10 protein-coding genes are annotated in these 12,430 nt (G+C 37.3%); 4 read left to right on the forward strand and 6 right to left on the reverse strand.

The genetic code is table 11. The features are described 5' to 3' along the window. Positions 1–99: 99 nt before the first annotated feature. On the reverse strand, positions 100–1,143 hold the full coding sequence (locus PN450_RS09105; protein ID WP_271836081.1) for a type I restriction-modification system subunit M: 1,044 nt from the start codon (positions 1,141–1,143) through the stop codon (positions 100–102). 445 nt (positions 1,144–1,588) lie between these two features. Then, entirely contained in the window at positions 1,589–3,940 is a 2,352-nt protein-coding gene (hsdR, locus tag PN450_RS09110) for an EcoAI/FtnUII family type I restriction enzme subunit R (protein WP_271836082.1), read from the reverse strand. 250 nt (positions 3,941–4,190) lie between these two features. On the opposite strand from hsdR, the gene sbcC reads away from it, so the two are divergent. Next, positions 4,191–7,217 carry an exonuclease subunit SbcC gene (sbcC, locus tag PN450_RS09115; protein ID WP_148759998.1) on the forward strand — a complete coding sequence of 1,009 codons (3,027 nt, stop codon included), beginning with the start codon at positions 4,191–4,193 and terminating at the stop codon, positions 7,215–7,217. A gap of 116 nt (positions 7,218–7,333) precedes the next feature. Further along, entirely contained in the window at positions 7,334–8,014 is a 681-nt protein-coding gene (locus PN450_RS09120; RefSeq protein ID WP_271836083.1) for an HAD family hydrolase, read from the forward strand. Between the two features lie 41 nt (positions 8,015–8,055). On the opposite strand, the gene PN450_RS09125 is transcribed toward PN450_RS09120, so the two are convergent. Both PN450_RS09125 and PN450_RS09130 read right to left on the reverse strand, forming a co-directional pair. Next, positions 8,056–8,679, reverse strand: coding sequence for a CPP1-like family protein (locus PN450_RS09125; RefSeq protein WP_213800900.1), 624 nt, complete (start codon positions 8,677–8,679; stop codon positions 8,056–8,058). A gap of 126 nt (positions 8,680–8,805) precedes the next feature. Continuing rightward, the gene (locus tag PN450_RS09130; protein ID WP_271836084.1) at positions 8,806–8,928 is read right to left on the reverse strand and encodes a hypothetical protein; all 123 of its coding nucleotides are present in this window, start codon (positions 8,926–8,928) and stop codon (positions 8,806–8,808) included. 189 nt (positions 8,929–9,117) lie between these two features. Between PN450_RS09130 and PN450_RS09135 the strand changes: the two genes are divergently transcribed. Then, on the forward strand, positions 9,118–9,816 hold the full coding sequence (locus tag PN450_RS09135) for a response regulator transcription factor (RefSeq protein ID WP_015080127.1): 699 nt from the start codon (positions 9,118–9,120) through the stop codon (positions 9,814–9,816). A 142-nt stretch (positions 9,817–9,958) separates the two neighbouring features. Here the strand turns inward: PN450_RS09135 and PN450_RS09140 are convergent, their stop codons facing one another. Then, on the reverse strand, positions 9,959–10,153 hold the full coding sequence (locus tag PN450_RS09140) for a DUF2811 domain-containing protein (protein ID WP_168696478.1): 195 nt from the start codon (positions 10,151–10,153) through the stop codon (positions 9,959–9,961). Between the two features lie 663 nt (positions 10,154–10,816). Between PN450_RS09140 and PN450_RS09145 the strand changes: the two genes are divergently transcribed. Beyond that, positions 10,817–11,539, forward strand: coding sequence for a TerC family protein (locus tag PN450_RS09145; protein ID WP_015080125.1), 723 nt, complete (start codon positions 10,817–10,819; stop codon positions 11,537–11,539). Positions 11,540–11,629: 90 nt separating this feature from the next. Here the strand turns inward: PN450_RS09145 and ndk are convergent, their stop codons facing one another. Continuing rightward, entirely contained in the window at positions 11,630–12,079 is a 450-nt protein-coding gene (gene ndk, locus PN450_RS09150; RefSeq protein WP_168632752.1) for a nucleoside-diphosphate kinase, read from the reverse strand. Positions 12,080–12,430: the final 351 nt, after the last annotated feature.

The raw sequence follows: 12,430 nt of genomic DNA on the forward strand, positions 1-12,430 counted from the left end.
CCTAATAGTAAATACATTTCAAAAAATTAATTTTTTGAGAAATTTTTGGTGTGGGCTTTAATTCTCAATAACCAATACTTATTGACAGAACTGTTACTGTTACGTACTTTTAGACTTTTTATTTACATCGAACTCAGGTTTAATGCGGGTTTTCACACCTTCACCAAATAAAGTTCCATCTGGTAAAACAATACCACCCCGTCCCCCATCTTGTAATAAATGGCTAATCAATAATAAAAATAAATCAGCCGTTTCTTTAGTGCGGAAAGTAGCCGGAAAACCAGACTCAATTCCATCTTCTTCCATACCACCAAAAGGCGGATTAGTAATAATTACATTTACCCTATCACTAGGTTTATAATCTCGCAAAGGTCGAGATAAAGTATTATCATGACTTATCGCTGGAACTTCCACACCATGCAATAACATATTCGTCATACATAATAAATGAGGCAGGGGTTTTTTCTCCACACCTCTAATTAACTTATGTAATTTTTCGCTATCATCTGAAGTCTTTACATATTTATTTTTAATATGTTCCAAAGCACAAGTTAAAAAACCTCCCGTACCGCAAGCCGGATCTAAAATTCTTTCACCCAATTTGGGGTCAATCATATCCACCATAAATTGAGTTACAGCGCGGGGAGTGTAATATTCCCCCGCATTACCCGCGCTTTGTAAATCACGAAGTATTTGTTCATAAATATCGCCAAATAAATGCCTATCTTGGGAACTATTAAAATCAATTTCATTTAATTTATTAATTACTTGCCGGATAAGAGTGCCATTTTTCATATAATTATAGGCATCTTCAAATACCGCCTTAATAACAAACCCGCGAGGGTTTTTATCTTGATAGGTATTCGCGTCTTTTAGAGTTTTGAATAAAACATTATCCACAAAATCAAGTAAAGTATCCCCCGTCATTCCTTCCGAGTCTGTAGCCCAATTCCGCCACCTTAAAGCCTCTGGAATGGGAGAATGGTAATCATCATCTAACAGTTCATATTCGGCTTCTCTGTCGTCAAAAATCTTGAGAAAAATCATCCATACTAATTGACTAATGCGTTGGGCATCACCATCCACACCCGCATCTTTACGCATGATGTCTTGAATAGTTTTAATTGTGGTACTGATTGACATTTGTTGATAGAGATAGAGTTATGCACTATTGGCTATTATGCCAGATACTTGAGTTAGCCAGTCAGCCAGGGAATAAATTCCCCGTCTCAAAGCTAAAGTCGGTTAAAACCGACTATTTTTTTGTTTTATTTATTATCTCGTTCCCAGTCTCTGACTGGGAATGCTATCAAGAGGTTCTACCTCTAGTATCATTGAAGGCAGAGCCTTCTAAAATTCATTCCCATACAGAGTATGGGAACGAGAAATAGCCCGCCTGGGAATGATAGCGCAGCGTGGCGTTAGCCATATTCCCAGTCTCATAGCAAAAGTTGTCTTTTGATGACTAAATAACCTGAGAATCTTTGAGTAAACTTTAGTTTACTTTAGCTATTAGCCCGGAAATTCATTTCTGGGCGGGTGTGGAAACTAACAGATAACTACGCAGATATATTCAGTAATTCATATTTCATGATGCCATATAAAGTTGATTTTTTAACTCCTGTAATGCTTCTAAATATTTTTGTTTATTACCAAATAATTTGACAATTTCTATAGGTGTACCTATTTTATCAAACGGTTGCACTTTTAAATCATTTATATTTTCAATATTTTCAATTCCCTCATCTGCATATTTATCTAAAAGTGCATCTAAAACCGCACGGGCTTTTTCACTATATTGATGAAAATAATCACGCTGACGCACCTTTTTCGCCCTTTCTTTCCGACTTAAAGCCGGTTTGTCAAAAGCCACATGACAAATTAAATCAAAAGGATCAAAATCTTTCCCCACTTCTTGTGCTAATGCTTCTAATAAAATTCCCTGTTCATGCAATTCTTGAATAATAGCTTGTTTCTGTGCTGCTGCATTCCAACGACGCAGAAATTTATCTAAAGTCGTAAATTCTTGTTGGACAGTTTTCCGGGTATAGTCCTTAATAGATTCGGTGATTAATTTACCATCTTTACCATAATAAAGAGTCCTTTCAGAAACTATATCAACATCCACACCTACAGGTACAAATTTAACTCGCCTTTGTCCTGGTTTTCCTGGTAAATCATCAAAGGTATCTCTACTATCTATACTATCTCTACTACCATTATCATCATCTGGAGGTACAGGAGATTCCCCTGTTTTTGGCTCATATATTTGTACAGGTTCACCATCAAAATCTTCATCATTAAACTTTTTAGTAGCCTTTTTGAAATCTATAATTGTAAAGTATTTTTTATCAAATTCTTCATTAATTCTTGTCCCTCTACCAATGATTTGTTTAAACTCAGTCATTGAACCAATATTTTTATCTAAAACAATTAATTTACAAGTTTGGGCATCTATTCCTGTAGTCATTAATTTAGAAGTCGTCACAATCACTGGATAGGGACTTTCTGGTAATATAAAATTATCTAATTCTGCTTTTCCCTGTTCATCATCTCCCGTAATTCGCATAATATATTTACGATTTTGGGAAACTAAATCACTATTTTCATTAATTAAAGCACAGCGCATTCTTTCGGCGTGGTCTATATCTTCACAAAAAACAATGGTTTTATCAAAACGGTTGGTAGCTTTGAGAAATTCCGTTATCTTTTTAGCAACTAAAATATCTCGATTTTCTAATACTAAAGTGCGGTTAATATCTTTTTGGGTGTAAAGTTTATCTTCAATTAATTGATGATATTTATCTAATTCTCCCGGTGCTGGTTGCCAGCCTTCTAAATCTCTATCAATATCAATTCTCACAACTTTATAAGGGGCTAAAAATCCATCTTCTATGCCTTGTTTGAGAGAATAAGTATAAATGGGTTCGCCAAAATAATCTATATTAGAAACTTCTTTAGTTTCCTTGGGTGTAGCTGTTAAACCAATTTGAGTAGCAGCAGAAAAGTATTCTAAAATTTCTCGCCATGCAGAATCATCAGCCGCACTACCACGATGACATTCATCAATTACAATTAAATCAAAAAATCCCCTAGTGAATTGTTTATATATATTTTTAGATTCTTCTGTTCCTGATACACCTTGATAAAGGGCTAAATAAATTTCATAAGCTGTATCTACCTGACGTTTAGTTATTTTCGTCATAGGAGAACCAAAGGGTTTAAAATCATTGGTTTTAGTCTGGTCTATGAGAATATTTCTATCTGCTAAAAATAGGATTCTAGTTTTATGTTTAGATCTCCATAACCGCCAAATAATTTGAAAAGCTGTGAAGGTTTTACCCGTACCTGTAGCCATAACTAATAATATCCGGTTTTCACCTTTAGCAATGGCTTCTACAGTTTTATTAATAGCTATTTCTTGATAGTAACGGGGTGATTTACCACTGCCATCATCATAATAACTTTGGGTAACAATAGGCTGCAATTCATCATCAATATTTTTCCATTGACAATAACGTTGCCATAATTCTGCCGGTGTGGGAAAACTATCTAAAGGAATTTCTCTTGCCATTATTCCTGATGTCACAGTTCTATCATGTTCTAAAAATGCGTCACCATTGGAACTATAAACAAAAGGTATATCTAACATTTCTGCATAATTAAGTGCTTGCTGCATTCCACTTCCCACACTGTGGTTATTATCTTTGGCTTCAATGACAGCAATTTTGAGATTAGGTTTGTAGAAGAGAATATAATCAGCGCGTTTACTTTCTCCTCTTGTGACTAATTTACCCTTCACATAAACCCGTCCTGCGGTAAAGGTGTATTCTTCACGGATTTGGCTATGTAAATCCCATCCTGCGGTTTGCACTATGGCAGGAGTGATGTATTTAGTACAGATGTCGCGTTCGCTGAGGGCTTTTTTGTCAAAGTCCATAGAATTAAGTCTGATTATGGTTTTAGCACACTTATTACCTATAGTATCAATAAACGCATTTTTGACAACAAAAACAGAATATCTGACGATGACATCAGATGACATTTGAAAAAAGTTGTCCCAATATTGTAAATTTTTGTAAAATTGATGTCTTTAGAACTAGAAACTTGCTAATTAGATAGCTAAACTAAAAACTAAGTGCATCTGTACTGTTAACTTTCAAAATTGTAAATGTGGCGCTATAGCCTGAATGATTCCAGTCCAACTTATCATCAAAAACTTTCTTAGTTACCGTGACGCAGCTTTAGATTTTAGCGGCTTGCATACGGCGTGTATTTGTGGTTCTAATGGTGCGGGGAAATCTTCCCTTTTAGAAGCTATCACTTGGGCAATTTGGGGTGAAAGCCGTGCTACTATTGAGGATGATGTGATTCATTCTGGCGCACAAGAAGTCCGAATTGATTTCACTTTCCAAAGTGGTTTGCAAACTTATCGGGTAATTCGCAACCGGGTAAGAGGTGGAACTAGTATTTTGGAATTTCAAATTGAAACTCCTGCTGGGTTTCGTCCTTTGACTGGTAAGGGATTAAAAGCCACTCAGGATGTCATTCTCGAACATATTAAGCTAGATTATGAGACTTTTATTAATTCGGCTTATTTGCGTCAGGGAAAAGCCGATGAATTTATGCTCAAACGTCCTGCTGAACGCAAGGAAATTTTGGCGGAGTTATTAAAACTAAATCAGTATGATGAGTTAGAAGAACGCGCTAAGGATAAATCTAAACTTTATAGAATCCGAGGAGAAGATTTAGAAAATTCTTTAGCGAATATTAAAATTCAACTTCAACAACGGGAAACAACGGAAACTCAACGCGCTGAGTTAGAAGCGCAATTGAATAATTTACAACAAGTACAAGCTTTTGAAAATATTCAATTACAAAGTTTACAAGTTATCCAACATCAAAGACAAAGTTGGGAACAACAATTAAATTTTGTGCGGCAACGATATGATAATCTGAACCAAGATAGCGATCGCTTACAACAAGAACAAATAGCTGTAAAATCCCAATTAACAGATTTAGAAAAGATTATCAATCAACAAGTTGATATTCAAGCTGGTTATGCTCAATATCAAAGTCTGCAATCTCAAGAAGAAATTTTTGCAGCTAAATTTGAACAACATACCCGCGCTACCAATTTAAAACAACAAAAACAACAACAGCTATATAAACAAACTCAAGATTTAGAACGTCAATTACAACAAGCGGAAGCTCAATTAGCAGCTTTAGAACAACAAGAACAAGAAATTTCCCAAACCTTGAGTAAATCTGGGGATATCGAAATAGCTATATTACAATTAAATACCGCTCGTCAGCATTTGACTAACTTAGATCAATTGCAAATGCAGGTAACACCATTATTACAACAAAGAGCCAGTTTGCAAAGTCAATTAGATCGCACTCATGCTAGTCTAGTAGCGCGATTGGAGCAAATGCAAGCCACAGAAAAACAATTACAAAATCAACACCATCGTCAACCCCAATTACAACAAGCAGTAATAGAGATAGGAACGCAAATTGAAGAATTAGATAAAAAGCGAGTTTATCTCCAAAGAGTCAAGGAAAAAGGACAGGAAAGACGACATTTTCTGGAACGGTTACAAGCTCACCGAGGAGATTATGAAAAGTTATTAGGAGAACTAGAACAAAAATTGCAAATGTTACAAAATCCTGATGCTAGTTGTCCTTTATGTGAACGTCCTTTAGATGAACATCATTGGAGTAAAGTTATCGAAAAAACCCAATTAGAATATGAAGATACTCAAGGACAATTTTGGGTAGTGCGGGAACAAATAGCGGTTTCAGATCGGGAAATTCAGGTACTCAGACAAGAATATCGAGAAATAGACCAAAAGTTATCAGGTTATGATTCATTGCGAGAAAAACGGGGACAATTAGCAGCACAGTTAGAAGCTACAAGTGATGTCCAACAACAGTTACTGCAAATTATTTCTGAAAAACAACATTTAGAAAATTCCTTAGAAACCGGTGATTATGCACCAGAAAAACAAATAGAAATTCAGCAATTAGATCAATATCTCCAGCAACTTAATTATAGTGAACAAGACCACGTTCTTGCCCGTAGTGATGTAGATAAATTACGTTGGGCAGAAATTAAACAAGGACAAATTAAGGATGCCTTAAAACGCCAAGCACAACTAATAGCTAGAAAACCAGAATTAGCCGCGAATATTGCTAAATTACAATTGCAACTGCAACAAGGACAAACTGATTCTGATTGTGCGAAAGAAATCGCTAATTTAGAAAAGCAAATTGCCGAAATTGGCTATAGTTCAGAACAGCATAATTATCTGCGTCAAGGTGTGCGACAAGGGCAAGGTTGGCAATTACGTCATCAACAATTATTATCAGCACAAGCACAATATCCTCAATTAAGTCATAAAAGTCAAGATTTGGAAGATTCATTGCAAAGAATATTCAAAGAACGAGAAATATTAACTCAACAAATTGATAATATGGTTAAACAATTAACCGACAGTGCGAACCCAACAGCCCAAATTAATGCTTTAGAACAACAATTAGCAAACCGGAGACGGGAACTAGATAATAAAATATCTCAGTTGGGACAATTAAAACAAATGTCTCTGCAATTAGAAACTTTGCAAAATCAATATGAACAAGATATCCAACAGGTGCAAATTTGTAAACAACAACAGCGTGTTTATCAAGAATTAGCTCAAGCTTTTGGCAAAAATGGGATTCAAGCTTTAATGATTGAAAATATTTTACCCCAATTGGAAGCAGAAGCTAATCAATTACTTTCTCGATTGAGTGCGAATCAATTTCACGTCCAATTTATCACCCAAAAAGCGGGACGCAGTGGCAAATCAAGTAAGAAAAATGCTAAATTAATAGATACATTAGATATTTTAATTGCTGATTCCAGAGGAACGAGATCCTATGAAACTTATTCAGGAGGAGAAGCTTTTAGAATTAACTTTGCCATTCGTTTAGCTTTAGCCAAATTATTAGCGCAAAGAGCAGGAGCATCATTACAATTATTAGTAATAGATGAAGGTTTTGGGACTCAAGATGGGGAAGGATGCGATCGCTTAATTGCCGCAATTAACGCCATATCCTCTGATTTTGCCTGTATCCTCACTGTAACCCATATGCCCCACCTCAAAGAAGCCTTCCAAGCCCGAATCGAAGTGAGTAAAAACCAACAAGGTTCACAGTTACAATTATTGATGTAATCTCAATCTCTCATTTCTTCCTTTGCGCCTTTGCTCCTTTGCCTCTTTGCGCGAAATCTTAGATTAAAAATACCACCTGACTGGGATAATGTAAAAAAAATTAACATTATCTACTCATGCTGAGATTAATTACTGACTTTGACGGTCCAATCATGGATGTTTCAGAACGCTACTACCGTGTTTATCAATTGTGTTTAGAGAAAACCCGATATCCTCAACAAACAATTACAGAACTTTCTAAAGCCGAATTTTGGCAACTCAAGCGATCGCACACTCCCGAACTCCAAATTGCTCTACAATCAGGTTTAGATGCCCAACAAGGGCAAGAATTTTCCCAAATCCGTAAACAAATAGTCCACACCCTCCCCTATTTCCAGTATGATGTCCTTGTTCCCACTGCATTAGAAACACTCACCAAAGTTCAAGCAGCCGGTGTTGATTTAGCCGTGATGACAATGCGACGGGTACGAGAATTAGATTATGCTTTTAATCAATATAATTTGAGCCAGTTTTTCCCAGAAAACCGTCGTTATTGCCTAAGTAACGACTATGTAAAAACTCGTGATGTCGAAGATAAACCATTATTAATGGCTAGAGCCTTAGCTGAACTCCCCCCTGCGGCTGATACTTGGATGGTGGGAGACACAGAAGCCGACATTACTGCTGCCAAAAAACACGATATCAAAATTATTGCAGTTGAGTCGGGTATCCGAGATCGCAGCCAACTAGCATCTTATCAACCTGATATGATTGTGACCGATTTAAAAACGGCTGTAGATTTTATCCTCAAACAATAAAAAAATTATGGGTAATCGGTCATTAACCAATTACCCATTACCTAACGTAAAAAGCTACTTACTAACCACATCAATATAAAAGTCAACAGCGTCGAAAACTGATTCGCTGTCAAAGTTATCAATGGTAATGGTAATATTAAGCCAGCAAGTAGACCGCCAGCGATTAAGCCAGCAATTAAACTAACTAACGTGAATAAAACCGCTCTACCAAATTTTCCTTCCTTGCGATTGAGGAAGTAAACACCAATAGCTACCCCAACTACCAAGGACAGTTGTAAAACCTGTCCGCTACCACCGGGATATAACACACTAGTTGCACTTAAACCCAGATACCAAGCTCCTGGTAGCAGTACATCAGTTAACGTAGGCTGATCTATACTCCGCTTTAGCCATGCAGGAGACTGCTGACCAAGGGTTTGACTTGTTTGGGGAGAAGATGGAACTCGCTTTTCTGGAAACCGGATGCGTTCAGGCACTTTAATTTTACCTTCTTGGCGCATCCGTAGGCGCTCCATTAGAATCGCATCATAAGCAGCTTCAATAACTTCTCGGACATTGCCATCACCACCATGTCGTTCTAACAGGCGATTCCGAACATCCTGAATTTCATCGAAGCTTGCGTCTTCTGATACCCCAAGTTTTTCGTAGGGACTTTGATCACTCATGGGAGGTTATTACTTTAGCCTTAATCAGCGGCACTTTTTATTTTACAGAAAAACAACTTTAGATTTTATAGAAATAAAGACAACTATTAGACAAGTAGCTACCTACATTAGAGAAAGTAGGCAATTTTATCCATCTACCACAATAATAGCATGAGTCGGGGCAACCGCACATAAGAAAATTGTGGTTTTAAGATTGTTGAAAATTTGAATACTCAGGACTGTGGGCTGAAGTCGGGAAACTACTCTCATCCTCCCCTAACTCCTGCTATACCAGCAGATTTACCTCTTCAATATTCACAATAAAAATTACAGTTTATAGAAATAATCAGGATAATCATCCCTATCCCCCGTAAATTTTGAATTACTGCCAAAGTAAAACCTGCGTTTCTACGCAATCATCTTTGTTAATTCTATGTACTTCTGTAAAAAATAATAGCCATGGCTGCTGCCAAGATTCTTGTAATTGACGACGATCCTGCGGTTCGGAATTTAATCCAACGCTTTTTACTCAAACAAAATTATCAAGTTGAGTCTGCCGAAGATGGTAAGACTGGTCTAAGTATGTTTGAGCAATTTAACCCTGATTTAGTAATTCTAGATGTTAATTTGCCGGATGTGATTGGTTTTAACCTCTGTCAAGAAATGCAGAGTCGTAGTGGTGTATTTGTGCTACTACTGACTAGCAGGACAGACGAAGCGGATAAAATTCGCGGTTTTTCTAAAGGTGCTGATGACTATCTCACTAAGCCATTTGGTTTAGGAGAGTTAGAAGTTAGAGTAGCAGCAATTTTAAGGCGGCAGCGGGTTGTAACTAATGCAGAACAGCAACGTCTTATCTTTGATAAACTAACTATTGATTCCATAGGACGGGAAGTAATGCTTAATAGCGAACCCATTCTCTTAACTGCTCTGGAATTTGACTTATTATATTTTTTAGCTAGTCATCCAGCTAGAGTTTGGCGACGATCTGAACTGATCCAAAAAGTTTGGGACTATGAATATGTTGGGGATCAACGGGTTGTAGATGTCCATATTGGTCAAATTCGTAAGAAAATTGAAATCGATCCGACTCAATCAACATTAATTCACACTATCCGTGGTGTAGGGTACAAATTTGAATGCGCTACTTCTAACTAAAACTTGACTACTATCTCTAAACTTCCGCCGCTCCCAAGCCTTCAAGGCGTGGGAGCAGGTCTGCAAAATTTATGCTATCAACGCAAAATGTTGTGAACAGAAACAGAGTTGGTTTATTAATTTAATCCAGTATTTCTCCGGATTATTGATGAAATAAAGTTTCTAAGTAAACACGAGCCGCTCGGCGATCGCTTTCGCCATTTTGCAGCAAAAATAGCGATAAAGCCGCTGTTAATACGCGGGTTTGATCCCAATCAGGATGGCTTTGCAGATAGTTGTTCATGGATTCCTGTAATGTTTCGGGAATTTCGGTAAAGAGAGGAACTGTTGTGTTCATAAAATTTTCCTGTAGATTAATCAAGAGAAGTTACTTGTGTTCAGTTTGACTGAGGGCTGATTCATCCCCTGTGAGGAAAGTAGGGAAGGAAATTAAAATAAACCAAAATACAAAATGCAGATGCCTAAGGGAATCAAACTAAGACTCATCATTTTGCGCTCACAACAGGTGGATTTGTCAATGCTGCGAAATGTTAACAATTAGCAGTCAAAAATAAATATTGACGAATTAATCAGGCTTATAACTATATTTTTGTTACATAACTTCATGAAAACTCGGTTATCAAGCCTGTTAGTAGTGAAAAATTCACAATCCCCAATAAGTCAGCAATAGCTGATTAACTCGTCAAACATCTGTGGAAAACTGCAAAATTACCTGTGGAAATCCTGTGGAATGAATGAGGAAAATAATAGTTAATAATAAGAATTACCAAAATGTCAGGAAGATATGACATATCAGGTAAATAAGATGATAAAGTCAATTTATGAATATAAGTATGCTAACTTTTAGTTATCTAGTTTAGAGTGGTGACGGAAATTACTCATTAAAACTAGGCTAAATGCAAGTTAAAATAGATGAAAGTAGTAATTTGTTGTGCTTTCTACAAGAAAAACTTTTAAGCTCTAATTCTGTAAATTATTGATTTTTGCCTGAGAAATTGGAATGTTAGACCAAATATTTAATTACCTAGATTTTCATTTCAGCGTCGAAGCTTCTATAGTCCTCTTAATCTTAGTGTTTTTAGAGGCAGTGCTATCGGCTGATAATGCGATCGCCCTCGCTGCGATCGCCCAAGGACTAGAAGACAAAAAACTAGAAGGTCAAGCCCTAAACATTGGTTTAGTATTTGCTTATGTCCTCCGAATCACCCTATTGTTAACAGCTACTTGGGTACAAAAATTTTGGCAATTTGAACTATTGGGCGCTGGTTATCTCTTATGGCTAGTATTCCAACACTTTAGCTCTCAAGAAGACGAATCCAATCACCATCACGGACCACGTTTTAAATCTCTGTGGCAAGCTATACCCGTGATTGCCTTTACCGATTTAGCCTTTTCCTTGGATAGTGTAACCACAGCGATCGCCGTTTCTCAAGAAACATGGTTGGTAATCACTGGTACAACCATCGGTATTGTCACCCTCCGATTCATGGCTGGATTATTTATCCGCTGGTTAGATGAATATGCAAACTTAGAAGACGCAGGTTACATCACTGTAGCATTTGTAGGTTTACGTCTGTTATTAAAAGTCATCAACGATGATTTAGTCCCACCACAATGGCTCATGGTGACAGCTATTGGTATCATCTTAGCCTGGGGCTTCTCTAAACGCACCGTTGTGGAATTAGTTCCAGAAGAAAAGGAAAAAGCCGAAGTCTTGAAGTAATTAGGTAGGGAACAGGTAAGAGTTTTATTACCCATTACCCATTACCCATTACCCATTACCCATTACCCATTACCCATTACCCATCCCTAATTACTCATTTAACCAAGGTGCGGAATGAGGTTGCCAAGCAACCAATTCCTCTTCCTTAAACCACAGCGCAATTTCTGTTTGGGCGGTTTCTTGAGCATCAGAACCATGAATGAGGTTGCGACCGACATTAACGCCAAAATCGCCGCGAATTGTGCCTGGTTCTGCTGTTAAAGGGTTGGTTGCGCCAATAATTTTTCTGGCTGCTACCACAACGCCCTCGCCTTCCCAAACCATGGCTACCACTGGACTAGAAATGATAAATTCCACTAAACCAGGGAAAAAAGGTCTTTCACGGTGAACATCATAATGTTTTTCCGCTAATTCTTTACTAACCTTCATAAACTTTAAGCCCACTAGGGTAAAGCCCTTAGTTTCAAATCGGCGGATAATTTCACCCACCAAGCCGCGTTGTACACCGTCAGGTTTAATTGCTAAAAATGTGCGTTCCAAATCTGTCTCCAAAAACATAATCAAATTTTGATGGGTTAATTGTCAGTTGTATTGATGTCTTTTGTCTAGTAGTCTTGTGAATATTCCCGAAAAATTGCAGAGATAAGGGAACGAGAAAAAAATTGTCTTCTTTTCTGGCTAGTAAAGACGCAGCAAGGCTTAGTTACCCCTCTACGGGTAGCGCAGCATGGTAATGACGATATTTATAATTAGGGGGTGCTGAAAAAGTTGTCTGTGAGGGCTAGGAGTCAGGAGTCAGGAGTCAGGAGTCAGGAGGAAGAATTAGAAGAAGAGAAGAATAGTATTGAATCTGGTCAAGTGATAGGTTTTTGCTGATTTCAACCCTTATTC

The sequence above is a fragment of the Dolichospermum lemmermannii CS-548 genome, from assembly GCF_028330815.1.
Lineage (GTDB): Bacteria > Cyanobacteriota > Cyanobacteriia > Cyanobacteriales > Nostocaceae > Dolichospermum > Dolichospermum lemmermannii.

Coding starts and splice junctions, on each gene's coding strand:
- PN450_RS09105 (WP_271836081.1), bottom strand. CDS start 1,143: ATGTCAATCAGTACCACAATTAAAACTATTCAAGACATCATGCGTAAA.
- hsdR (WP_271836082.1), bottom strand. CDS start 3,940: ATGGACTTTGACAAAAAAGCCCTCAGCGAACGCGACATCTGTACTAAA.
- sbcC (WP_148759998.1), top strand. CDS start 4,191: ATGATTCCAGTCCAACTTATCATCAAAAACTTTCTTAGTTACCGTGAC.
- PN450_RS09120 (WP_271836083.1), top strand. CDS start 7,334: ATGCTGAGATTAATTACTGACTTTGACGGTCCAATCATGGATGTTTCA.
- PN450_RS09125 (WP_213800900.1), bottom strand. CDS start 8,679: ATGAGTGATCAAAGTCCCTACGAAAAACTTGGGGTATCAGAAGACGCA.
- PN450_RS09130 (WP_271836084.1), bottom strand. CDS start 8,928: ATGAGAGTAGTTTCCCGACTTCAGCCCACAGTCCTGAGTATTCAAATT.
- PN450_RS09135 (WP_015080127.1), top strand. CDS start 9,118: ATGGCTGCTGCCAAGATTCTTGTAATTGACGACGATCCTGCGGTTCGG.
- PN450_RS09140 (WP_168696478.1), bottom strand. CDS start 10,153: ATGAACACAACAGTTCCTCTCTTTACCGAAATTCCCGAAACATTACAG.
- PN450_RS09145 (WP_015080125.1), top strand. CDS start 10,817: ATGTTAGACCAAATATTTAATTACCTAGATTTTCATTTCAGCGTCGAA.